The sequence below is a fragment of the Blastococcus mobilis genome (assembly GCF_900188025.1).
GTDB classification, from domain to species: Bacteria; Actinomycetota; Actinomycetes; order Mycobacteriales; family Geodermatophilaceae; genus Blastococcus_B; species Blastococcus_B mobilis.
In genome coordinates this window covers 58,735-81,830 of the sequence record NZ_FZNO01000023.1, presented here as the reverse complement: position 1 = coordinate 81,830, position 23,096 = coordinate 58,735, and the positions used below count along the sequence as shown (strand labels likewise).

23 protein-coding genes are annotated in these 23,096 nt (G+C 72.6%); 8 read left to right on the top strand and 15 right to left on the bottom strand.

Features of this window, described 5'->3' with window-relative positions; translation table 11 throughout:
- Window positions 1–41: 41 nt before the first annotated feature.
- The 3 genes from CHB94_RS26315 to CHB94_RS26310 are packed head-to-tail and all read right to left on the bottom strand — an operon-like array spanning window position 42 to window position 1,495.
- Window positions 42–401, bottom strand: a complete 360-nt coding sequence (locus CHB94_RS26315) for an MCP four helix bundle domain-containing protein (protein WP_254920769.1) — start codon at window positions 399–401, stop codon at window positions 42–44.
- 50 nt (window positions 402–451) lie between these two features.
- Window positions 452–1,303, bottom strand: a complete 852-nt coding sequence (locus tag CHB94_RS18695) for an alpha/beta fold hydrolase (RefSeq protein WP_217899374.1) — start codon at window positions 1,301–1,303, stop codon at window positions 452–454.
- Between the two features lie 12 nt (window positions 1,304–1,315).
- Complete coding sequence (locus CHB94_RS26310; protein ID WP_254920768.1) at window positions 1,316–1,495, bottom strand: hypothetical protein; 180 nt, start codon at window positions 1,493–1,495, stop codon at window positions 1,316–1,318.
- A gap of 25 nt (window positions 1,496–1,520) precedes the next feature.
- Between CHB94_RS26310 and CHB94_RS18690 the strand changes: the two genes are divergently transcribed.
- On the top strand, window positions 1,521–3,113 hold the full coding sequence (locus tag CHB94_RS18690) for a DEAD/DEAH box helicase (protein ID WP_254920767.1): 1,593 nt from the start codon (window positions 1,521–1,523) through the stop codon (window positions 3,111–3,113).
- A gap of 21 nt (window positions 3,114–3,134) precedes the next feature.
- On the opposite strand, the gene CHB94_RS18685 is transcribed toward CHB94_RS18690, so the two are convergent.
- Entirely contained in the window at window positions 3,135–3,389 is a 255-nt protein-coding gene (locus CHB94_RS18685) for a hypothetical protein (protein WP_089338063.1), read from the bottom strand.
- A gap of 211 nt (window positions 3,390–3,600) precedes the next feature.
- Between CHB94_RS18685 and CHB94_RS18680 the strand changes: the two genes are divergently transcribed.
- Genes CHB94_RS18680 through CHB94_RS18670 form a run of 3 tightly spaced genes read left to right on the top strand, consistent with a single transcriptional unit; the run spans window position 3,601 to window position 7,123 of the window.
- On the top strand, window positions 3,601–4,947 hold the full coding sequence (locus tag CHB94_RS18680; RefSeq protein WP_089338062.1) for a DNA polymerase IV: 1,347 nt from the start codon (window positions 3,601–3,603) through the stop codon (window positions 4,945–4,947).
- A complete protein-coding gene (locus CHB94_RS18675; RefSeq protein ID WP_089338061.1) occupies window positions 4,944–6,521 on the top strand; it encodes an FAD-binding oxidoreductase in 1,578 nt (525 codons plus the stop codon). The genes CHB94_RS18680 and CHB94_RS18675 overlap by 4 nt, the downstream gene beginning before the upstream one ends.
- On the top strand, window positions 6,518–7,123 hold the full coding sequence (locus CHB94_RS18670; RefSeq protein WP_089338060.1) for a class I SAM-dependent methyltransferase: 606 nt from the start codon (window positions 6,518–6,520) through the stop codon (window positions 7,121–7,123). The genes CHB94_RS18675 and CHB94_RS18670 overlap by 4 nt, the downstream gene beginning before the upstream one ends.
- A 36-nt stretch (window positions 7,124–7,159) precedes the next feature.
- Here the strand turns inward: CHB94_RS18670 and CHB94_RS18665 are convergent, their stop codons facing one another.
- Genes CHB94_RS18665 through CHB94_RS18655 form a run of 3 tightly spaced genes read right to left on the bottom strand, consistent with a single transcriptional unit; the run spans window position 7,160 to window position 9,559 of the window.
- Window positions 7,160–8,047, bottom strand: a complete 888-nt coding sequence (locus CHB94_RS18665; RefSeq protein ID WP_089338084.1) for a hypothetical protein — start codon at window positions 8,045–8,047, stop codon at window positions 7,160–7,162.
- 28 nt (window positions 8,048–8,075) lie between these two features.
- Window positions 8,076–9,380, bottom strand: a complete 1,305-nt coding sequence (locus tag CHB94_RS18660; protein WP_089338083.1) for a CoA transferase — start codon at window positions 9,378–9,380, stop codon at window positions 8,076–8,078.
- Window positions 9,377–9,559, bottom strand: a complete 183-nt coding sequence (locus CHB94_RS18655; protein WP_141137547.1) for a hypothetical protein — start codon at window positions 9,557–9,559, stop codon at window positions 9,377–9,379. The genes CHB94_RS18660 and CHB94_RS18655 overlap by 4 nt, the downstream gene beginning before the upstream one ends.
- A gap of 88 nt (window positions 9,560–9,647) precedes the next feature.
- Between CHB94_RS18655 and CHB94_RS18650 the strand changes: the two genes are divergently transcribed.
- Entirely contained in the window at window positions 9,648–10,052 is a 405-nt protein-coding gene (locus tag CHB94_RS18650) for a DUF6221 family protein (protein WP_089338058.1), read from the top strand.
- On the opposite strand, the gene CHB94_RS18645 is transcribed toward CHB94_RS18650, so the two are convergent.
- Window positions 10,028–11,260: a PucR family transcriptional regulator gene (locus CHB94_RS18645; RefSeq protein WP_089338057.1), complete on the bottom strand. Its 1,233-nt coding sequence runs from the start codon at window positions 11,258–11,260 to the stop codon at window positions 10,028–10,030. The two genes, CHB94_RS18650 and CHB94_RS18645, sit on opposite strands and share 25 nt — an antisense overlap.
- Before the next feature lie 93 nt (window positions 11,261–11,353).
- Here CHB94_RS18645 and CHB94_RS18640 point away from each other — a divergent pair, with 93 nt between their 5' ends.
- Together CHB94_RS18640 and CHB94_RS18635 are read left to right on the top strand one after the other, a co-directional pair.
- A complete protein-coding gene (locus tag CHB94_RS18640; protein ID WP_089338056.1) occupies window positions 11,354–12,463 on the top strand; it encodes a ferredoxin reductase in 1,110 nt (369 codons plus the stop codon).
- Between the two features lie 24 nt (window positions 12,464–12,487).
- Window positions 12,488–13,684: a fatty acid desaturase family protein gene (locus tag CHB94_RS18635; protein WP_089338055.1), complete on the top strand. Its 1,197-nt coding sequence runs from the start codon at window positions 12,488–12,490 to the stop codon at window positions 13,682–13,684.
- Between the two features lie 121 nt (window positions 13,685–13,805).
- On the opposite strand, the gene CHB94_RS18630 is transcribed toward CHB94_RS18635, so the two are convergent.
- The 7 genes from CHB94_RS18630 to CHB94_RS18600 form a co-directional block, all read right to left on the bottom strand.
- Window positions 13,806–15,719, bottom strand: coding sequence for a hypothetical protein (locus tag CHB94_RS18630; RefSeq protein WP_089338054.1), 1,914 nt, complete (start codon window positions 15,717–15,719; stop codon window positions 13,806–13,808).
- A 246-nt stretch (window positions 15,720–15,965) separates the two neighbouring features.
- Window positions 15,966–18,614, bottom strand: a complete 2,649-nt coding sequence (locus tag CHB94_RS18625) for a replicative DNA helicase (protein WP_089338053.1) — start codon at window positions 18,612–18,614, stop codon at window positions 15,966–15,968.
- 673 nt (window positions 18,615–19,287) lie between these two features.
- Window positions 19,288–19,743, bottom strand: a complete 456-nt coding sequence (rplI, locus tag CHB94_RS18620; RefSeq protein WP_254920766.1) for a 50S ribosomal protein L9 — start codon at window positions 19,741–19,743, stop codon at window positions 19,288–19,290.
- 2 nt (window positions 19,744–19,745) lie between these two features.
- The gene (gene rpsR / locus CHB94_RS18615; RefSeq protein ID WP_026856604.1) at window positions 19,746–19,982 is read right to left on the bottom strand and encodes a 30S ribosomal protein S18; all 237 of its coding nucleotides are present in this window, start codon (window positions 19,980–19,982) and stop codon (window positions 19,746–19,748) included.
- A 110-nt stretch (window positions 19,983–20,092) separates the two neighbouring features.
- Entirely contained in the window at window positions 20,093–20,593 is a 501-nt protein-coding gene (locus CHB94_RS18610) for a single-stranded DNA-binding protein (protein WP_089338052.1), read from the bottom strand.
- A 2-nt stretch (window positions 20,594–20,595) separates the two neighbouring features.
- The gene (gene rpsF, locus CHB94_RS18605) at window positions 20,596–20,883 is read right to left on the bottom strand and encodes a 30S ribosomal protein S6 (protein ID WP_089338051.1); all 288 of its coding nucleotides are present in this window, start codon (window positions 20,881–20,883) and stop codon (window positions 20,596–20,598) included.
- Window positions 20,884–21,124: 241 nt separating this feature from the next.
- A complete protein-coding gene (locus CHB94_RS18600; RefSeq protein WP_089338050.1) occupies window positions 21,125–22,141 on the bottom strand; it encodes a cupredoxin domain-containing protein in 1,017 nt (338 codons plus the stop codon).
- 120 nt (window positions 22,142–22,261) lie between these two features.
- Here CHB94_RS18600 and CHB94_RS18595 point away from each other — a divergent pair, with 120 nt between their 5' ends.
- Complete coding sequence (locus tag CHB94_RS18595) at window positions 22,262–23,086, top strand: deoxyribonuclease IV (RefSeq protein ID WP_254920765.1); 825 nt, start codon at window positions 22,262–22,264, stop codon at window positions 23,084–23,086.
- Window positions 23,087–23,096: the final 10 nt, after the last annotated feature.

Here is a 23,096-nt window from a genome sequence, read left to right as displayed (position 1 = left end):
GAGGCCGGAGGGTAGCACTGCCGCCGCATTGTCAGGACCGACTAGGCCTGGTGCGCGACGTCCTCTGGGCCGGTCTTGGGGAGCATCTCGTCGGCGAGCGCGTCGACACGGGTCTGCAGGAAGGCGCGTCGCACCTCGGCGAGCTGCCGCGCGGGAACCAGGGCCTCGGTGTTGACCTCCTGGCTGCGCCGGTCGAGGTCGGCGAGCTGCACGAGACCGACGATGCCGATGACCAGGGCCACCACCCAGGAGACGGCGACGGCGTGAGGACCTTCACGCGGAGGGACAGCGACAGCAGACGCGGGGGGATGGTCAGACGCACGGATGGGTCCGTTCGGCGAGGCGGAAGGGTTGCCTCTGGGTTCGGCGGATCGGGGATCAGCTCGAGCCGAGCTTCTCAACGCTAAACAAATTTCGTCGCGAACATGCTGGGGTCAGGCCCCGCCCGAGCTCACGCCTCCACGGCCGCCAGGAATCTCCGCAGGGTCTCCAGGAAGACCGCCGGCTGCTCGGAGTGCACCCAGTGGCCGGCGTTCTTGATCCGCACCAGCCGGGTGGCCGGGAAGAGCGCGTCCATGTCCGCCCGGTCCCGGTCCAGCACATAGGTGGAGTTCGCGCCGGCGATCCACAGCACCGGTCCGTCGAAGGTGGCGCCGGGCGGGGGATCGGGGAAACCGCGCAGCTCCCCCAGGTCGCGCTCCAGCAGTTCGAGGTTGAGTCGCCAGCGCCAGCCGCCGTCCGCACCCACCCCCTCGCGCACCAGGCTCTGCAGCAGGAAGCTGCGCACCATCCGGCTGGGAACAGCGGTCCTCAGCGCGGCGTCCGCGTCGTCCCGGGTCGTCAGCTCGTCGAGGTCCATCTCCCGCATGGCCCGGATGAAGGCCGCGAAGGGGGAGGCCTCCTCGTCGGGGTCGTCGGTGCGGCCACCCTGCACGGGATACTCGACCGGCGCGATGTCCACGACGACCAGGGCGCGGAGCAGCTCGGGCCGGCGCAGCGCCAGCTGCATCGCGACCTTGCCGCCCATCGAGTGACCGACCAGCGTCACCGGCTCACCCAGGTGCTCGAGTTCGGCCGCCAGCATCTCGACCATGTCGAGGTAGTTCACGCGGTCGGTCCACGGGGAGTGCCCGTGGTTCGGCAGGTCGATCAGGGCGACGCGGTGGGCATCGGTCAGGCCCTTGGCGATCGTCGTCCAGTTCCTGCCCTGCCCGAAGAGTCCGTGGACGAACACGACCCAGGGCCCGGACATCCCGAGGGTGCGCACCGCGAGGCGTTCGTGGTGGTCGTCCTCGTCCGTCACCCGGCGATTCCATCAGACGTTCCGTCGGTGCGGCCGCTTACCGTGCCGGGGAACGAGGGAGAGGTCCATGCCGGGACGGCCACGCCGTGGCACGAGCAGCCGCACCACCACGAAGACGACGAGCAGCACCACCCGCCGGAGGACGACCTCGGCGTCCACGCGGATGGCGAAGCCCGCCCCCGCGAGGCCCACGGCAGGCCCGGGGGAGCGGGTGTGGGTGCTCGCCGTGCCCTTCCGTGCGCCCGCGCCGGGCGCCGTGTGGCACGCCGCTCTGCAGGTCCACGTCTGGGTGGGGGCGGAGCTGCCGCCCGAGCTCGCGCCGTACGACCCGCCGCCCTACACCTTCGAGCGGTTCCTCGAGGACGAGCTCAACGAGAAGCCCCGGCCGCTGCCCATGGCACGGCCGATGACCCCGCGGGACCAGCAGTGCGACGGTGCCGACGTGGTGGCGGCGCACGCGGCCGCGGGCGGTCGGGTCTTCCTGCTCGGCGACGACCCCGGGGTCGGCAAGACCGGGACGGCGATCCTGGCCGTCAAGGCGATCGCCGAGCAGCGCGACGTCCGGACCGTCCTCGTGATCGCGGACCGGCCGGCGGCGATCACCATCCCGCACTGGGCACGGTCGATCGCCGGGTTCGGCGACGGTGGCATCCGCTGGTGCGTGACCACGTGGGACCGGCTGGCCAAGGTCTCGAAGCTCCGCTTCGACGTCGTCGTCGCCGACGAGGCGCACATGGTGCGGCACACGACGACGCAGCGCTGGAAGCACTGGAAGGCGGTGTCCGGGGCCGGCCGGGTCAAGGACGCGCCGTACGTGCTGGCCACCACGGCCACGCCGGCCCACACGCCGCTGGAACTGCCGTACCTCGCGCCCGAGTTCGCCGTCCGGAACGGGGAGTCGATCCGGGACTGGGCCGACCTGGCGAAGAAGCTCGAGGCGCACGGGTTCCACGTGGAACGTGGCCGCTACGGCTGGCAGTGGACCGAGGACGCCGGCCGGCGCCGCACCGACCTGGCCCGGCTGCAGTCGTGGCTGGCCGACGCCGATCCGCCGGCCACGCTGCACCGGCCGGCGCCGTGGGGCCCCGTGTCGGTGACCGGGACGCCCGTCGCCCTGACGCCGGCCGAACGGGTCGCCTACGACTCCGAATGGTCGGAGTTCCGGGCGGAGATGCAGCTGGCCCGCCGGGCACGGCAGAGCGCGCGCGGCCGTGCGGCACTGCTGCGGTTCCGGCAGAAGGCCGGGCTGATCCGGGTGCAGGCGACGGTCGACTGGGTGAAGGCCCAGGTGGAGGCCGAGCGGCAGGTCGCGGTGTCGGTCGAGTTCGTCGAGACGGCCGCCGATCCCATCCGGCAGGCACTGCTGGACGCCGGGATCCCCGTAGCAGCGATCTACGGGGGAGCCCGGTCCGATCTGGATGATCCCGAGGCGGAGCGGCTGCGCTTCCAGCGCGGCGAGGCGATGGCCTGCGTCTTCACCGTGACGGCTTCGATCTCGCTGCACGCCGGCGAGACGCTGCCCGACGGACGGTCCGCCTCCCGGACGCCCCGGGTGGGGCTGTTCCACCAGCCGCGGTTCTCCGGCATCCAGGCCCGTCAGATCACCGGCCGCACCCACCGCGACGGCCGGACCTCGCCGTGGCGGATCGCGTTCGCCGAGGACACCGTCGAGGAGCAGGTCGCCCGGGTCATGGTGGAGCGGCTCGCGGTCAGCGGCTCGGCCGCCGGAGCGGACACGTCGTCCCTCCGGGAGATCGCGGAGCTCCTCGACGCCGACTGGCTCCCGGCGGCGGCGCTGACCGACCCGTAGGTCTCCGGCGGGGAGCCGCGGTCATCCGCCGGGCGTGGCCTGCAGGTCGTCGCGTGGCGTCACCCGGTCGGCGCGCACGGGGTGGGCGCCTGCGCCGGTGTCCGTCCACTCCACCTCCACCACCTGTCCGGCGCGAAGCGTCCCGCGGGCGCTGGGATGCAACGCCGCGGCCTCCACCCAGCAGTCACCCGGGCAGCCCGGCGCCTCGACCAGGCCGGTTCCCTCGTCGCCGTCCCACCGGATGACCGTGCCCACGCTCGTGCCGCTGCGCGCCATCTGCCCAGGGTGCGCGGGGCTCGCGACGGCGGCAAGCGGCCGACGGCTCAGCGGCCCGGCCCGGTGGCGGAGACTGGTGGCCGGTGGCGCAGGAGCCCTCGACCGCAGGCAACGGGCGCTGCAGGGGGCAGCGGACCCGGCGTCGGGTCGAGGCAGGGGCCGGTTCACCATGTCGCGGGGATCCGGCGGGACTGATCGGAGGTGCAGCGGGATGCGGCGGGAGGCGAGCATCCTGCATCTGGACCTCGACGCCTTCTTCGCCGCGGTGGAGCAGCGCGACAAGCCCTCGCTCCGCGGCCGCCCGGTCGTCGTCGGCGGGGTGGGCGGACGCGGCGTCGTCGCCACGGCGTCGTACGAGGCGCGCGCCTACGGGGCCCGGTCGGCGATGTCGACGGCGGAGGCGCGGCGCCGTTGCCCCTCGGGGACGGCGTTCCTCGGGGGCCGGTTCGCCGCCTACCGGCGAACCTCCGACGTCGTCATGGCCCTGCTGCGCGAGCTGTCCCCCCTGGTGGAGCCGGCGTCCTTGGACGAGGCCTACGTCGACCTGGCGGCCGGGGAGGGACACGACCTCTCCGTGGAGGGCATGACGGAACTGGGCCGGCAGCTGAAGGCCCGGATCGCCGCGGCGACCGGCGGGGTGACGGGATCGGTGGGCATCGGGACGTCGAAGCTCATGGCCAAGATCGCCTCCGATCTCCAGAAGCCCGACGGCCTGGTCGTCGTCCCACCCGGACGTGAGCTCGAGGTGCTGCACCCGTTGCCGGTGACCCGGCTGGGCGGGGTAGGGCCGGCGACCGCCGAGCGACTGCACCAGGTCGGCGTGAAGACGGTGGCCGACCTCGCCGTCAAGTCGCTGACCGACCTCGTGACGCTGGCCGGTAGGGCGCACGGCGCGGGGCTGTACGCGCTGGCGCGGGCGGAGGACGACCGGGCCGTGGTCCCCGACCGGGGCGTGAAGTCGGTGTCGCACGAGGAGACCTTCGAGCGCGACCTCACCGACCTCGACGTCCTGGGCCGGGAGATCGACGGGATGGCCGCGCGGGTGGGGGAGCGGCTGCGCTCCTCGGCGTACTCCGGGCGAACGGTGACCCTCAAGCTGCGTCGCTACGACTTCACGACGCTCACCCGGTCCCAGACACTGCCCCACCCGACCGACGACAGCCGCACGATCGCCACGACCGCGCGCCGGCTGCTCACCGAGGCGGGGACCCAGGGCGGGCTGCGGCTGCTGGGCGTCGGTGTGTCCGGGCTGTCGGTCTACGCGCAGGGCGACCTGTTCGCCGGGGAGGACGACGAACCGCTGCCGGACGTGGTGACCGCCGAGGACACCACCGAGCAGTTGCCGGACGCGGACCTGCCGGCGGAGCGGCGCTGGTGGCCGGGCCAGGACGTGCGCCACGAGGAGCTCGGGACCGGCTGGGTGTGGGGCCGGGGACTGGGCCGGGTCACCGTCCGCTTCGAGGGTCCGCTCACCGCGCCGGGGCCGGTGCGCACACTGGCCGCCGACGACCCGCTGCTGCAGGCCGCCGACCCGCCCGACTGGAGGACGACCGAGTGACCCGGACCGCAGAACGCTCCTGGTGGGGCTGGGGTCGAGTGGACCAGGCCCTGCCCGACGACGAGTGCGTCTCCCTCGCGGCGATGCTCCCGGGGCTGCCCGACCGCCCGCGCCCCGTGCCCCGGCTCCCCGACCTCGCGCTCCCGCCGTCCCGGGTCGACCCGCCGTCCTCCCTGCCGGTCACCACGGACGACGACGCCAGGGCCGCGCACACGTACGGCAAGGCCTACCGGGACGTCGTGCGGGCGCTGTCCGGTGACCTTCGCGCCGCTCCTGACGCGGTGGCGGCCCCGGGGACCGAGGACGACGTGGTCCGGCTGCTGGACTGGGCCGGGTCGGCCGGGGTGGTCGTCGTCCCCTTCGGCGGCGGGAGCTCCGTCGTCGGCGGGGTCGAGTACCGGGGCGCCGACCCCTGGCTGTCGCTGGACCTCACCGGGCTGGACCGCGTGCTGGAGGTCGACCCGGTGAGCCGGGCGGCCCGCATCCAGGGCGGCGCACTGGGCCCGGTGCTGGAGGAGCAGCTGCGCCCGCACGGCCTCACCCTGCGGCACTTCCCGCAGAGCTTCGAGTTCTCCACGCTCGGCGGCTGGCTCGCCACCCGGGCCGGGGGTCACTACGCCACGCTCTACACGCACATCGACGACCTGGTCGAGTCCCTCCGGGTCGTCACCCCCGCCGGCGTGAGCGAGTCCTGGCGGCTGCCGGGCTCGGGAGCCGGTCCGTCGCCGGACCGGCTGTTCCTCGGCTCCGAGGGGACGCTCGGCGTCATCACCGAGGCGTGGATGCGCCTGCAGGACCGGCCGCGGTTCAAGGCGTCGGCATCGGTGGCGTTCGCCGACATGACCGCCGCCATGGCCGCGGTCCGGGCGATCGCACAGTCCGGGCTCCACCCGGCGAACTGCCGGCTGCTCGACCCAGGCGAGGCGGCGCTGTCGGGCGCGTCGACGGCCGGGGAGTGCGTGCTGGTCCTGGGGGTCGAATCGGCGGCGCACCCGGTCGACGGACGATTGGCGGAACTCACCGACCTGGCGCGGGCGCACGGTGGTTCGGTGGCCGCCGCCGGGGACGGCGGGACCGACGCCGCCGACACGTGGCGGTCTGCCTTCCTGCGCATGCCCTACGTGCGGGACGGCCTGGCACGGATGAGCGCGATCGTCGAGACCTTCGAGACGGCGTGCACCTGGGACCGCGCCGAGGAGCTCTACGCGACGGTGCGGGCGGAGATCGGCGCCGCCGTCGAGGAGGTGACCGGCGCGCCCGGCCTGGTGAACTGCCGGTTCACGCACGTCTACCCGGACGGCCCCGCGCCCTACTTCACGGTGATCGCAGCCGGCCGGCCCGGCTCGGAGGTCGCCATGTGGGACGACGTGAAGACGGCGGCTTCGGAGGTCCTGGGCCGCCTGGGCGCCACGATCACCCACCACCACGCCGTCGGCCGGGACCACCGCCCGGGCTACGACCGGCAGCGGCCCGAACCGTTCGCCGTCGCGCTGCGAGCGGCGAAGGCGGCGCTCGACCCTGCCGGGATCCTCAACCCCGGCGTGCTGATCGACCCGTGTAGAACGGCGCCATGACCGAACCGAGCATGTGGACGCGGCTGACGGAGGAGAACCCCGACCACTCCACGGCCTACATCCAGCGCTTCCGGGACCTGGCGGAGGCCGGGCAGGACCTGGTCGGAGAGGCGCGGCTGGTCGACGCGATGCTCCCCAGGGGCGCCCGGGTGCTGGACGCCGGTTCCGGCACCGGGCGTGTCGGGGCCTTCCTCGCCGAGGTCGGCCATGACGTGGTGGGGGTCGACGGCGATCCGGTGCTCGTGGCGGAGGCGCGGAAGGAACGCCCGGGAGCGCGGTGGCTGGTCGGCGACCTCGCCGAGCTGGACCTCCCCGCGGCCGGCATCGCCGAGCCGTTCGACGGGATCGTGTGCGCCGGCAACGTGGTGACCTTCCTGGCGCCCTCGACGCGGCGTGAGGTGCTGCGCCGGATGCGCGCCCACCTGCGGCCCGACGGGCGGGCGGCGATCGGGTTCGGTGCGGGGCGCGGCTATGACTTCGCGGACTTCCTCGCCGACGCCCGGGCAGCCGGCTGGGAGCCGGATCTGCTGCTGTCCACGTGGGACCTGCGGCCGTTCACCCCGGACGCCGACTTCCTGGTGGCGCTGCTCCGCCCCGTCTGATCGAAGCACTTCGGTGGCTCGCAGCACTTCGATGGCTCAGAGCACTCCGTTGGCGCGGAGGAGGACGAGCGCGTGGACCGTGCGGTGCCCGCGCCACTCCAGGGTGGCGGCGGGGGAGTAGCTGGCGAAGTCGACCGGCCAGCCGCCGTCGGGCAGCTGCGCGCCGGCCAGGCGCTCGAGATCGGCCTCGACGACCCCGGGGCCGAACAGCGACCGGGCCGGACCGCCGGGGAACGGCGCGAAGTCCAGCGGACGCATGAACTCGTCCTCCGCCCCGCCGGCGACGTGCAGCAGGCCGTCCGCCGGGACGTGCGGCCGCAGGGCGTCGACCAGGTCCGCCGCCCCCGGCGTGGTCGCGGACGCGGCGTCGAGGAGCTGGGCGGCGAACGCGAGCACCATCGCGTGCGGCTCCGGCCCCAGGTCGCGCACGGCGTCCATGCAGTAGCCGGTCGCCCGGCTCAGCCACGGATGGTCTGCGACCGCCGCGTCGGCTGCGGCAACCCGGTGTGCGGATGCCGCGACCACCGCGGTGATCTGCAGGGAGGACTCCGTCGGGTCCGCGTTCGCCCAGAACGGCGCGCAGGCGGCGGGGTCCGGCACGGGCAGCGCGAACGGTAGACCGCCGTCGGGCAGCACGGCGAACGACAGCCAGTCGCAGAGCTCCACTGCTCGGACCGTCCTGACCGGCGCGACGTCGGCGAACACCTCGAAGGCGTGCAGCGCCCCGCCCGGCTGGCTGGTCCGCGACCGCAGGTCCGGCTCCAGGCCCCACCCGTAGCCGCCGTCCGGGTTCCGGTAGCCGTCGACGGCGGCCAGCACCGGGCCGGGCCCGCCGTCCCCGAACAGCAGGTCGAAGCGGCGGCGGTCCAGCACGCGCGCGGAGGTGGCGAGGAAGTCGGCAGCCGCGGCGAGGTCGACCGTCACGACACCACCCTCTCGCACCACCCCGGGCTCACCGCCAGACCGGGCGCGACGTGGGCGGCAGCTCGGCCGCCGCCCTCCACGGTGGCGATCCCGGCGGCCCGATCACCGTCACACCCCCCCGCTCCGACGGCAGGTCCAGCAGGTACGGCGACGGATCGGGCGGATCGGTGACCTCCTCGGTGCCGGGCCCCGCCCGCAGCAACCATTGCGCCGTCTGCGCGAGGGAGAGCTCGCCGAGCCATCCGCCGCCCTCCGTCCGTCGTCGCCGGAGCGCTCCCAGCACCACGGCGGCGGCGAGATGGCCGGTGGCATGGTCGAGGGCCTGGGCCGGCAATGCGCCGGGCTCGCTCCGGGTGCCGGACACCACCGCGATGCCCGTGGCCGCCTGCACGAGGGAGTCGAAGCCGCGCCGGCGTCCCCACGGCCCGGTGACGCCCCACGCCGACAGCCAGACGACGACCAGGTGCGGATGCCGCTCAGCGAGCGCCGACGGGTCCAGGCCGAAGGCGTCGAGGGCGCCGGGCCGGTACCCCTGGACGACGACGTCGGCACCTGCGAGCAGCTCCTCCACCGTCCGCCGCCCCTCGGCGGAGGCGAGGTCCACGGTGACGTGCCGCTTGCCCGAGCCGGTGTCGAGCAGCCCGTCGCGGTGGTCGGGGAACCGGGGGCCGTCGACACGGAGGACGTCGGCTCCGTGCGAGGCCAAGGTCCGGGTGGCGACCGGACCGGCGATGACGCGGGTCAGGTCCAGCACCCGCAGACCGTGCGGCTGCCCCCTGCGGATCGGCCCGTCGGCGGTGCGCCGCAGCGTCAGCAACGGCTGGTCAGCCACCGCCCAGCCCTGCGGATGCGCGGACCATTCGGTGGGAGTGCGGACGGCGGCCGCCGCGCCGCCCGCCTCGACCACCGCCGTCTCCAGGTCCTCCGAGGACCACTGCAGCGCGGCCTCCGCCACGTCCTCGCCCAGCACGTGGAGGGCGGCCTCGCGATGGTGGGGGTAGTTGCCGTGCAACCGGAGCCATCCGTCAGCGGTGCGCCAGAACCGCGACAACGGGGCGAAGCCCAGCCCGACCGAGCGGCCGTCCAGCCGGGCGTACCGCTCGCTGCGGAAGGCGAGGCCCACGTGGACGGCGTCGAGCTCGAGCGGTCCGGCGCTTTTCCCCGCGAGCGCCCGCGCCGCCAGCAGCTGTGCGGCGACAGAGCCCAGCGCCAGGGCAGGCACGGGTAGCGGCCCGCCCAGGCCGGTCCGTCCGAGGACACGCAGGACGGCCGCATCATCCGCGCCGAGCGCCCGCCACACCTCGCCGACGAGCGAGGCGGCCGTTCCCGTCACCGGCCGGCCGTCCGCAGGGAGGGACCGGCGCACCGGTCGAGGACCGAGGGCCGCGCGCCGTCGACGGCGGCCCGCACCGGCCCGGGCCGGCGGCCCCCGACCGGCGGGTCGGGACGGCGGCGGCCCGGCACGCGGGCTGCATCGGCCAGGAACCCGGCGGCGGCGAGGTCGACGGTCACGGGATCACCTTCCCGCATGTCACCGACGATCCGGTCACGGCGCCGCATCTTCGGACGTCGGCCGCGGTCAGCGGCGCGACGATGAGGCATGGACGAGATCGGCCTGGACGCGGCCACCATGACCCTCGACGAATTCCTCCTGGCCCGGATCGCGGAGGACAAGCGGGTGGCCATGGACGCCGCCGGCGACGGCGGCCAGGAGCGATGGAGCGCGGGCGTCGTCGGCGAGGGACCGGTGGGGCCCCGCTCGGTCGCGCATGTCGTCCGGCACGATCCGGCCCGGGTGCTGGCCGACTGTTCGGCCAAGTGGCGGATCGTCCTGGCCTGCCGCGACGCCCGCCCGGAGATGACGTTCCTCGGCAGCCGCCCTCCGGGCATGGCCGATTTCCCGACCGCAGCTCACGGCCAGCATCAGCTGGCGGCCGTCATCCTGGCACTGCTCGCCCTGCCCTATGCCGATCACCCGCACTACCGACCGGAATGGCGACCGTGAGACGGCGAGGTCGTTCCGGCCCGCCTCCCGGTCCCGGCTGCGCCGAGTGCGATGGTCAGCTCCAGCACCGTGCGGGGGTCCTCCAGCCGGCCGCCGTACAGCTCACGCAGCTGACCCATGCGGTAGCGGACCGTCTGGGGATGGACGTACAGCTCGGCCGCGACGGCCTCCCGCCGTCCGTGGTGCAGCAACCACGCACGCAGCGTCTCGGTCAGCTTCTCCCGCGCCCCGGCCCCCAGGTCCGCCAGCGGCGCCAGGGCCTGCGCGCGCAGGTCGGCCAGCGCCGTCTCGTCGGCGCACAGCACCAGGTCGGCGAGCCGGGCCTCGGTGTCCAGCGGTTCCGGCCCGTCCGCCGTCAGCCCGAGCTGCAGCGCGCGCAGCGCCCTCGCGTAGGAGCTGTGCACCTCGTCCCACGGCCGGGCGGGGCCGACGACCGCCTCGCGCTCACCCAGCGACCGCATCAGCGCCGGCCGTGACCGGCCCTCGGCGTCCGGCACCAGCAGGACCACGAGCTCCCCGGACGAGGTCAGGCCCGGCACGTCGTCGGTCGACCGCAGCGTCCGCCGGTCCAGGGACGCCAGGGCTCCGCGCACCCGCGCCTCGGGGAGGATCACCGCGGTCAGCGTGCGCGGAGCGGGCCAGTCGGCCCGTTCGGTGGCCGCCACCAGGTCCTCCCGGGGGCCGCCGCCGAGCAGCTGGTTGGCCAGCCGCTCCAGGTGCCGCTCGCGGACCCGGCCGCTGGTGGCCAGCTCGTCGGTGTGCCCGGCGACGCTCGCCGCCGAGAGTTGGTCGATGTAGGCGAACACCAGCTCCGCGAACCGGGCGAGCTGCTCGGCGGACAGCCCGGCCCGCACACCGCTGGCGGCCATGTGCCGCCAGGACACCCGGGCGCCGACCCGGTAGGCACCCAGCAGCGCGTCCATGGACCGTCCGCTACGGGCCTCGCCGCGTCCCAGTGCGTAGGCGCCGTCCAGCGCGGGCTGGATGGGGGTGCTCGCGTCACCACCGCCGGCCGACGCCAACTCGAGGAAGCCTCCGAGGGCCAGCTGGACGGCGTTCTCGATCGTGCGGCCCATCTCGCCACTGAACGCGTCGGCGTAGCTCGGCACCTCGACGACGATCGCGCCCACGGTCTGCTCGGCGACCGCAGGAAGCTCCTCACGCATCGCTTCGGCCACCGCATCAGGGATGCCCAGCTCGTCGGTCATACCGCCCCTTTGTTCGCAGGGAACAGAAAGATACCCGCCGATTCACGTCCGGGGCACAGGTAGTTGCGCCCTGGGCTGGACAAGTCTCTAGGCATGACGACCACCGCCCCGCGCCCTGCCCAGGCCCGGCCGCGCGTCGCCCTGCGCGACCGGGTGCTCAAGCTCGCCGCGTTCCTGACGACCCCCCTGCTGCCGGAGGACTACCTCGACCTGGTCGATCCGCTGCGTTCCGGGGCCGATCTGCGCGGCCGCATCGAGGCGATCCAGCACGAGACCCGGGACGCCGCGACGGTCGTCATCCGCCCGGGGCGCAGCTGGCGGACGCACACCCCGGGCCAGTACGTCCGCATCGGCATCGACGTCGACGGCGTGCGCCAGTGGCGGGCCTACTCGATCACCTCCGATCTGACCCGCACCGACGGCTGCATCAGCGTCACCGTCAAGGCCATCCCGGGCGGCAAGGTCAGCAATCACCTGGTGCACCGGGTGCAGCCGGGGACGATCGTCCAGCTCGACCAGGCGACCGGCGAGTTCTGCCTGCCGGAGCAGCGGCCGGACAAGGCGCTGTTCGTCACCGCCGGATCCGGCATCACCCCGGTGATGGGCATCCTGCGCAACCACCCGGAGCTGACCGACAGCCGCAGCGACACGGTGCTGGTCCATTCCGCGCCCACGGCGGAGGACGTCGTCTTCGGCTCGGAGCTGCGGGCGATGGCCGCCGACGGTCGCCTCCGGCTGGTCGAGCGGCACACCGACGTGGACGGGATGTTCGACGCCCCGGCCATCGCCGACCTCGTCCCCGACCTGCACGAGCGCTCCACCTGGGCGTGCGGACCGGTGGGGATGCTCGAGGCGCTGGAGGAGCACTGGGCCGCGGCGGGACTGGCCGACCGGCTCTACACCGAGCGCTTCCGGCCGTCGGTCGTCGTGACCGGCGAGGGCGGCACCGTCTCCTTCGCCAGGAACGGCACCACGCTCGAGGCCGACGGGGCGACCCCGATCCTCGACGCCGCCGAGGAGGCCGGCGTCCTCATGCCGAGCGGCTGCCGCATGGGCATCTGCTACGGCTGCGTGCTGCCGCTGCGGGAGGGCGCCGTGCGTGACCTGCGCAACGGCGAGCTGACCGTCGCCGCACCGGGGGACGGCGTCCTCATCCAGACCTGCGTCAGCGCTGCCGCCGGCGCCTGCGACATCGACCACTGACCGACCCGAGAAGAGGAGCCGGACATGACTGCCCTGCAGAAGAAGACCGAGAACCCCATCGCGCACCTGTCCGCCGAGGACATCGAGATCATCGGCAAGGAGCTCGACACCATCCGCCAGGAGGTGCGCGACAGCCTCGGTGAGGACGACGCGAAGTACATCCGCACGGTCATCGACGTCCAGCGCAAGCTGGAGCTCGGCAGCCGGGCCGCCCTGCTGGTGTCGATGTTCCCGCCGGCGTGGGTCGTCGGAACGGTCGGCCTCTCGGTCGCCAAGATCCTCGAGAACATGGAGATCGGGCACAACATCCTGCACGGTCAGTGGGACTGGATGCGCGACCCGAAGATCCACTCCACGACCTGGGAGTGGGACATGGCCAGCCCCGCCGCGCAGTGGAAGCACTCGCACAACGAGCTGCACCACACGTACACGAACGTGATCGGCAAGGACAACGACCTCGGCTACGGCATCATGCGCGTCGACGAGGACCAGCGCTGGCACCCGCTGTACCTGGCCCAGCCGCTGTGGAACTTCGTCAACGCCTGCTTCTTCGAGTACGGCATCGCTGCCTACGACCTGGAGCTGGGCAAGAACCTGGCGTCCGAGCGGCGCCGCCGCAACCCGGAGTTCCGGGCCGCCGCCAAGCAGGTGCTGAAGAAGATCCGCAACCAGGCCGCGAAAGACTACCTGGTTCACCCGGCGCTCTCGGGTCCCTCGTTCCTGCCGACCCTCGCGGCGAACTTCACCGCCAACGTCGTCCGCAACCTGTGGTCCCACTCGGTGATCATGTGCGGGCACTTCCCCGAGGGCGTCGAGACGTTCGAGAAGGCGTCGATCGACGGCGAGACCCGCGGCGAGTGGTACCTGCGCCAGATGCTGGGCTCGGCGAACATCTCCGGCAGCAAGGCCATGCACATCATGACCGGCAACCTGTCGCACCAGGTGGAGCACCACCTGTTCCCCGACCTGCCCAGCAACCGGTACGCCGAGATCGCCCCGCGGGTGAAGGACATCTTCGACCGCTACGGGCTGACCTATCACTCCGCCCCGCTGTACAAGCAGGTCGCGAGCGCCTGGCACAAGGTGATCCGGCTGTCGCTGCCCAACGGCTGGCTCGCCGAGACGACGCCGAAGAACGCGCCGGCGCAGGTCGTCAAGCTGATCCGTATGACGACCGGTGGCAAGAAGGTTCGCCGCCAGCTGGCCAAGGCCGCCGCCTGAGACAGGACCCCGCCCCGCTCACCCTTCGCACGCTCAGGTGCGGCTCCGGGCGGGGCCGGTGAACCGGAGAGGCCCAGAACCGTGACGGTTCTGGGCCTCTCCGTTCACTGCCGCCGAGCGCTCACGGGCGCAGCGCCGGCTGCGGGAAGTTCAGGCCGAGCAGGAGCGCCGGGTCGCTGATCGGCACCTCCCACACGTCGCCGGCCCCGTCGGGGTCGACGACCTCGCCCCGGCCCAGGAACGCCGCCACCTGGGCCTGCCCCTGGAGGGCCGCCGTCCGGAACCTCGTCGGGTCCAGGTCGAGCAGGAAGGAATGCGGGTTCCTCCCGGCAGTGGCCGTCCGGTCGTTGCGGTAGAGGCTGGTCCGCGACCACAGGTCACCGGCGTCGACGAGCGTGTACGAGGTCGGGTTGGGCACCGTCTGGTCCCCGAACGCCACCTGGATCAAGACCCGCTCGGGCTCGATGAGCGGGGCGAACGCCTCCGGGCTGCCCGGGCGGGACAGCCACCTCGTGCGGGCCAGGAACTCCTGGATCGCCACGGCCCCCGGCACGGTCGCCGTCACCGGCCCCTCCCCGCGCAGCGGCAGCTGCTCGTGGAAATCGTTCCGCGTCGGATCGTCGCTGTTGAGCAGCCCGGCCGCCTCCAGCGCCGCCCTGGTGAGGGGGCGGAACGACGGCGACAGGCGGGTGATCTCGCTGATCGGCCCCCCGGGGACGTTGAGGACGGAGCGGGCGATGGCGGGGTCGGCGGCGGTGAGCATGGTGCCGTAGATGCCCCCGAAGCTCTGCCCGAAGTACGTCACCTCCTCACCGCTGAGGTCCGGCGTCCCGTTGCCGTCGACGTCGGTGCCGCCGAGCGAGCGCGCCAGCGTCATGACGTCCGCTGCGGTCTGGCGCAGCGCGTCCCGGGACGACTGCGCCGTGGCGGCGCCGGTGGCTGAGGTGCCCTCGGTGTTCCCGATGGCCCGGTCGCCGTTCTGGTCGACGCCGCGGCCGTAGGTCGGGATGGTGGCGGTCGTGCCGCCGCTCGTCACCTGCCAGACGCTGTCCGGCCCGAAGCCGTGGCCGACCACGTTGGTACCGATGGTCGCGACGCCGTTCTGCGCGTTGGCGACCGCGGCGAGGAAGACGGCGCTGGTCGAGCTGGTGAAACCGTGACCGAACACCGCCGTCGGCCAGCCACCCTCCGGCGGGGTGCCGGGAGGCAGCACGGCGACGAAGGGCAGCCGCTCGGACCCGACCGGCGCGGGACCGGCGTCCTCGGTCGGCGTCTGCGGGATGGTGACGTCCGGGTCCAGCCAGGACGGCGCCTCGAACGAGCCGAACACGAGCGTGCCGCCCGTCGCGGCCTGCGGGACTATCACGGGCACTGTCGGGGCGGTGGCGCCCTGATCCTGCGTCCAGGTCACCGTGGTGCCCACGGCGGGGAAGCTGCCCTCGACCCGCAGCCCCGGTGTGATGCCGGTGGCGCTGAAGGCCTGGCCGGTGTCGATCTGCTGACGGATGTCGAGCAGACCGTCGGGTGCGCTCATCGTCGTGAACGTGTCCTGGGCGGCCTTGTTCGCCGGCCCACCCTGGACGCGTAGCCGGTAGGTGGTGCCGGGTGCCAGTTGCTGGGCCGGATGCGCGTAGAGGGTGTTCGTCGACGGGTCCCAGACGACGCGGTCGACGCCGATGCGCCAGCCGCCGCGGGCCTCCTGGAGGGTGATCCGCGAGGCGATCTCCCCTGGTTCCACCGGCCCGCTGAAGCGCACGGCGATCCGCGGGTCGAGGTCGAAGCCGTCGAGCTCGTTCAGCTCCTGCACGAGGCCACAGGAGATCGGCGTACCGCAGTCCGCGAGCGGGAGGGCGACACGGCGTCCGGTCAGCTGGCCCGGGTCAGGGACGGTCAGCGCGTCCGTGGGGAACAAGGAGACCGGCTCGGGCTTGATCGGCTTCGCGAGGGCAGCGGGCGCGGTGGCCGTGACCGACATGGTCAGGGCCAGAGCGCCGAGGACGGAAGCGGACGTGCGACGCCAGGACGGGTGCGGCACAGGGGTCTCCCATGACTCGGTGGACCCTCTTCCTAGTGGACAGTGATCTGGATCTCCAGCGGGTGTTGCGCAACCGGCCTTCCTTGATACCCACGGGGCCCGGCGTAGCTCAGCGCCTGGCTCGTCGATCGTCGACGCACCGGCGCTCATCGCCGCGGGCCATGTTTCCCGTGGAACGAAGAACCGGAGGGTCCACGGCCTCGACCGTCCTGGACCCTCCGGCTCAGCGGGGAGTGACGGCGTGGGCTAGTTGGCCATGTCCACGAAGCGGCTGTAGTGGCCCTGGAAGGCGACCGTGACGTTGGCCGTGGGGCCGTTACGGTGCTTGACCAGCATGATGTCGGCCTCGCCGGCCCGCGGGGATTCCTTCTCGTACATGTCCTCGCGGTGGATCATCATCACCATGTCGGCGTCCTGCTCGATGCTGTTGTGGACCACGATCCCGTCGGCGACGAAGTTGTGGCCGCCGAGCACCGTCGCGTCGTAGACCTCCTCCTCGGAGCCCTCCTCGATCGACACGATCTCGTCCCACAGCAGGTCGTTGACGGCCTGCATCTCCAGGTCGGCGTCGCCGAGGATATCGGCGACGCGGCCGAGGCGTTCCCGGCTCGGCGCGTGCTTCCACATCGTGCTGCCGCAGAATGCGCTGCCCATGGCGGCGGCGAACGCCCGGTGACTCATGCCTCGCTCGGCCAAGACGTCGCGAACGCGCTCCCACACCTGTGCCGGGATCGTGTCCACGTTGGTGTTGCCGGACAGCCCGCGCACGATCTCCAGAAGGCGCTCAGCGGCCTCGCCGCGGCTTCCATGGACGCCGATCTCCCCGAGGAAGCGCCGCTGGTCGTCGCAGCCGCTGATGTCGAGCGTCCAGCCGTCCCGGTGGCCGCTCTTCCGGACGCGCCGCACGCGGCAGGAGATTCCGAACCGCAGCAGCAGGCGAGAGACGTCGTCAACCAGTCGGCGGCTGGTCGATGCGTAGTACACGCGGCCACCGCGACCGTTCCTGTTGATCGTCACCGAGCCGTCCGTGGCCCACAGGTGGCGCAGGAACATGGCGATCTGCTTCTTGGGGAGACAGAACACCGGCTCCGGCACGAACTTCTCGTGGCTCCGCAGTCCGAAGAGGCCAAGGTCGTCGAGCCACGCGGCGATCGGGTTGCGCTTGCCGTGGGTGAGCGGGAACGGCGCCCTCAGACGCAGCGTCGTGCAGCGGGCGGCGGCATAGTCGTCTCGAACCGCGACCACGCCGAAGTGCAGCGCCGCCGTCGTCACCGCGCGCAGGTTCGCCTCGTCGATCGACGCGTAACGCAGCGGCTGCCGCTTGACGAAACTGCCATCCCCGATGAGATGCGCGAGCAAGGTGACCTTGTCGTCCTCCCAGACGGTCATCCGGTCCGGCGCCGGTACGTGGCGCGGCACCGCGATGCGATCCCCTGGCGCGAGTTCACCGAGCGGCCGGAAGCCGTCGAAGGTCAGGAACGGGTGGTTTGCGGTCGCCCGGACGGTCTTCCCGGACGCTGTCGTGAGCTGGAAGACCTGCTTGCGGCCGGTCGAGAACACGTGCGTCAGATGCCGGCGCACGTAGCGCAAGTTGTCATCGAGCGACCACACCGGGACGTCAGTAGAGCCGGACTCGAACAGCTCACCCATCGTCGTCTCGGCGCCGGTGTCCGCTCGGAGAATGCGGGTCTCCGCCGTCAAGCAACCCGACTCACGGAGGTCGGACAGCATCGGCTTCTTGTCCTGACGCTGCTCGGAGCCACGGTTGAGCTGGCTCATCGCGATGACCGGGACCTCGAGCTCCTTGGCCAGCAGCTTCAGCGCACGGGAGAACTCCGAGACCTCCTGCTGGCGGCTCTCGACCCGCTTGCCCGACGTCATCAGCTGGAGGTAGTCGATGACCACGAGCTTGAGGTCGTTGCGCTGCTTGAGCCGACGGGCCTTGGCCCGGATCTCCATCATCGTCATGTTGGGCGAGTCGTCGATGTAGAGCGGCGCATCGGCGATCTCACCCATCCGCCGGGCCAGCTTCGACCAGTCCTCGTCCGACAAGGAGCCCGCGCGCATGTGGTGCAGGGGCACCTTCGCCTCGGCCGAGAGCAGACGCATGGTGATCTCGTGCTTGCTCATCTCCAGGGAGAAGATGGCGGCCGGCAGGTGGTGCTTGACCGAGGCCGACCGGGCGATGTCCAGACCCAGGGTGCTCTTGCCCACACCGGGACGAGCGGCGATGACCACCATCTGACCGGCCTGCAGGCCGTTGGTGAGCTCGTCGAGGTCACGGATGCCGGTGGGCACACCGCGGCTGACCCCGCCCCGGGAGGCGATGGCGTCCAGCTCGTCCATCGTCGGCTGGAGGATGTCCTCGAGGCGGGAGTAGTCCTCGCTCATCCGCTTCTCGGTGACGTCGTAGATCTCCTGCTGCGCCCGGTCGACGATGTCGTCCACGTCGCCCTTGCCACCGGCCGCGCCGTAACCGAGCTGGACGACGCGGGTGCCGGCCTCCACCAGGCGCCGCAGCACGGCCTGCTCGGCGACGATCGCCGCGTAGTAGCCGGCGTTGGCGGCGGTCGGCGTGGACGCGATGAGGGTGTGCAGGTAGACCGCGCCACCCATCTTCGACAGCTGGTCGGTGCGGTTGAGCTCGGCGGCGACGGTGATCGCGTCCGCGGGCTCGCCGCGGCCGTACAGGTCGAGGATGCAGTCGAAGATGACCTGGTGCGCCGGCCGGTAGAAGTCCGGACCCTGGAGCACCTCGACGACGTCGGCGATCGCATCCTTGCTGAGCAGCATGCCGCCGAGCACGGACTGCTCCGCGGGGATGTCCTGCGGCGGCTGCCGGTCGTAGGCCGGCGCCGTCGCTGAGGGCCGGCTGAAGTCGTCGGCCACCGCCACGGTGGTTCCTCCATCCACTCACCGGCGCACCCGCGAACAGGCCCCGACCGATCGGCCGGGGCCTGGTGGGGGAAGCACCAGAACGACGTACACCTGACTCGAACGGATGTTCGAGTAGAAGCTAGCCCGGGGCAGTGACAGAACCGCTCCGCTAACCGCTGGGGAGGACGTTAGGAACAGCGGACGGACCAGTCCAACACCGGTGTGCGTCCGGTTCTGCACAACTTGTGGACAAGTCGGTGGACGCAGACGTGTCGACATGTGGAGACAGCAGGGGACACAGGTGGGCTGTGCCGCCTGTCTCGCCGCTGACCTGCGCGGGGGCCGTGCACCGGGTGTGGACGAAAGAAATTCTGGGGAAACGCCGGGTGTCGCGTCCCGGCGTGTCGCGGCCAGGACCCACCCGTCCCAACGGTCACACGTCCACAGATGCCGCATGGTCGGCGACCGGCGCCGAGCTGCGCGGGACGGCGGCTGGCAGGCACCGTCGACCGCCGCCAGAGGACCTACGGGCCCCACGACGCGGGAAGGGGCGCCGGACCGGAGTCCGACGCCCCTTCCGGGCGGTGCAGAGCGGCCCCCTCGTGGCGCGGCCCCGTCCGGGGCCTGCCCGAGCCTGCGCAGGAACCCAGGTCGGGATCCTGCTACGAACGGCTCACAGAGGGGTGCTCGTTCAGCCGGCGACGACCTCGATCGTCAGCTTGGTGGTGACCTCGGGGTGCACCCGCACGGTGACGGTGTGCTCGCCCGTGGTCTTGATGCTGCTGGGCAACTCGATCCGGCGACGGTCGAGCTCCGGGCCACCGGCAGCGGTCACCGCAGCGGCGACGTCGGCGGTGGTGACGCGGCCGAACAGGCGGCCGCCCTCACCGGCGCGGGCGGGGACGCGGACCGTGAGACCGGACAGCTGCCCGGCCACGGCGGTCGCCTCCTCCTGCGAGCGCACGTCCCGGGCGGCACGCGCCCGGCGGAGCGACTCGATCTGCTTCTCCGCCCCTCGCGTGGCCACGATGGCCAGGCCGCGGGGGAGGAGGTAGTTGCGGCCGTAGCCGCCCTTGACCTCGACGGTGTCCCCGGAGGAGCCGAGACCGGTGACCTCCTGGGTGAGGATGAGCTTCATCGTGCTCATGATCAGCGCGCCGTCGAGGTGTAGGGCAGCAGTGCCATCTCGCGGCTGTTCTTCACGGCCACGGCGACGTCACGCTGGTGCTGGCTGCAGTTGCCGCTGACGCGGCGGGCACGGATCTTGCCGCGGTCGGAGATGAACTTCCGCAGCAGCGTCGTGTCCTTGTAGTCCACGTAGGTCGCCTTGTCCTTGCAGAACTGGCAGACCTTCTTCTTGACCTTGCGAATGGGGGGCTTGGGCACCGGAGTTCTCCAGGGCTAGATGGTTCAGAAGGTGTGTGAGGAAGGTGGCCCACCTGCAGGGTCCCGCCGCGAGCTTGCGAGCGGTGGGGGGCAGGAGGGTCCTCCTACTTTCAGAAGGGCGGTTCGTCGGACGGGCCTGCGGGCGTCGACCAGGGGTCGCTCGCCCCGCCACCACCACCGCCGCCGCCGCCGCCGGAGAAGCCGCCACCGCCGCCGCCTCCGCCGAAGCTGCCGCCGCCTTCACCACGCGAGGCACGGGTGACCTTCGCGGTGGCGTAACGCAGGGACGGGCCGATCTCGTCGACCTCGAGCTCGATGACGGTGCGCTTCTCGCCTTCCTTCGTGTCGAAGGAGCGCTGCTTCAGCCGCCCGCTGACGATGACCCGCGAACCACGGGTCAGCGACTCGGCGACGTTCTCGGCCGCCTGCCGCCAGACGTTGCAGCGGAGGAACAGCGCCTCGCCGTCCTTCCACTCCTGCGACTGACGGTCGAAGGTGCGCGGCGTGGACGCGACGGTGAAGTTGGCGACGGCAGCACCCGACGGCGTGAAGCGCAGCTCCGGATCGGCGGTCAGGTTGCCGATGACGGTGATGACGGTTTCGCCGGCCATGATCAGTGGACCTCGGGTCGCATCAGCTTCGTGCGGAGCACCGACTCGTTCAGGTTGAGCTGGCGGTCCAGCTCGGCGACCGCAGCGGGCTCGGACTGGATCGTGACGATGGCGTAGATGCCCTCGACCTGCTTCTTGATCTCGTAGGCCAGGCGCCGACGGCCCCAGATCTCGGTCTTGACGGTGCCACCGGCCTTGGTGACGACGGTGAGGAACCGGTCGAGCGAGGGAGCGATCGTGCGCTCCTCGAGCTCGGGGTCGAGGATGACCATCAGTTCGTAGTTGCGCATGGAGAAACCCCACCTCCTCTGGTCTTGGCGGCTGCAGTACATCTGCAGCAGGAGGGTCGTACATGCGTCGCGCGCCCCGGCCGCCGCACAGCGGCGGGCAGAACGCGCAGGGTCAGGCTACCAGCGTCGGAGGGATCGCCCGTCCGCGCAGTCCACAGGGCCGGCCTCCGGCGCCGGGACGACCGCGGCCGCCGTCCCGGAGGACGGCGGCCGGCGGTGGCGAGCGGGAGCGGCGAGCAGGTCAGCGCGAGGCGCGGGAGGCCTGCTGGGTGCGGACGAGCGCGGCGGTCACCGCGACGAGGGCCACGACGGCGGCCAGCGCGGCCGCAGGCAGCGTCTGGGCCCGGGTGGACTCCGAAGCGGCCTCCGAGACGGAGTCCTCCGCGAGTGCGGAGCCGTCCAGGCCGGCGAGCTGCCCGAAGACGGGTACCGAGGCGCCGTCGTAGCTGCCCGGCGCGCCGCCGGCTCCCCCGCGGTCGACCCCGCCGAGGCTCCGGCCGGGGACGAAGTAGCGCGACGGGTCGAAGGCGGACGCGGCGACGACGTCGGACGGCGACAGCCGGGGTGCGCCGCCACCGGTGTTGTAGGCGTACTGGTCGCCGGTGGGGACGGGGTCGACGCCGTCGTCGGTGTCGTCCGGAGGCGTGGTGGGCGGGGTCGTCGGCGGCGTGGGCGGAGGGTTCTCGTCGCCGCCGAGGGGCGGCAGCTCCACCGTGGGCAGCGGCGGCAGGTTCGCGGCCGGGAGCTTCGGCAGGGCCGGAGCCACGGTCTGCACGATGTACGGCGTCTGGGCCGGCAGGGCCGGAAGCGTGCCGGCCACCGTGTTCACCACCTGGTCGGCCACGTTCGCCGCCAGACCCGCCTGGGGGACGATGCGGTACGTGTAGGTGAGGGTGCCCGTCGTGGCCGGGGCGGTGAAGGTCCACTGGGCGCTCTGGTCCGGCGCGAGGTTCCGCTGCTGGCCGAAGAAGGTCACCGACACGTCGGTGAAGACCGTGGCGGAGACGCTGCCCACCAGGGGCACGGAGATCCCGCCCTTGTTCTGGGCCGGGATCCTGTTCACGAACGTCACCGTGCCGCCCGGCTCCACGCTGGCCGCGGGCGGTGTCACGTTCTTGATCTCGACCGTGACGGCTCGCGCGGGTGCCGCAGCGGCGCTCGGGGCCGTCAGGACCGAGACGGCGGCGACCCCCAGCCAGCCGAGGACGGCCGCGGCGATGCCCCGCTGCGCTGTTCGACGGATCCGACCGGTTGCCATGCTCTGCCCCTACCTCCGACTCGACGCTGGGAAGTAACCCCCGTCACGCTGCACCAACGATGATGTGTGATCGGAGTTACGGCTAAACGCCGAGTTCTGTACGAACTAGGGTCGGTGGCCGTGGCGACCCCCTCCGTGCGACACCCGATCGGCGTACACGTCGGCCCAGGTCTGACCGAGGACAACGAGCTCGACGACGGCGGGCCACTCGCCCGGGCGGCGGAGATGGACGCCGACGGCGTCCAGGTCTTCCTCGCCGATCCGCAGGGGTGGACGGCCCCGAAGCCCCGGCCCGACGCGGAGGACCTGCTGACCGGTGAGGTCATGGTCGTCGTGCACGCGCCCTACGTGCTCAACGTGGCGACGACGAACAACCGGATCCGCATCCCCAGCCGCAAGCTGTTGGACCGGCACGCGCGGGCTGCCGGCGCCATCGGCGCGGTGGGCATGGTCGTCCACGGCGGGCACGTCCTGGCCAAGGACGACCCCGGGGTGGGCGTGGACAACTGGCGCAAGACCTTCGCCAGGCAGGCGGACGACGGTGGCTTCACCGTTCCGCTGCTGATCGAGAACACCGCCGGCGGCGGCAACGCCATGGCGCGCGACCTCGACGCCATCGCCCGGCTCTGGGAGGCGGTGGGGGAGTTCGGCGCCGGGTTCGTCCTCGACACCTGCCACGCGTGGGCCGCGGGCTGGGACCTCGCCACGGCGGTCGACGACGTGCGCGCCGTCACCGGACGGGTGGACCTGGTGCACCTGAACAACAGCCGCGACCCGCACGGCTCCAGCCGCGACCGCCACGCGCCGCTGGGCGAGGGCGAGATCCCGGCGGAGCTCCTGGTCGAGGTCGCGCGCGTCGCCGACTGCCCGATCGTGCTCGAGACCCCCGGCGACGCGGCGTCCCACGCCGAGGAGATCACCCTGCTGCGCGAAGCACTGGCCTGATACGGGTCCT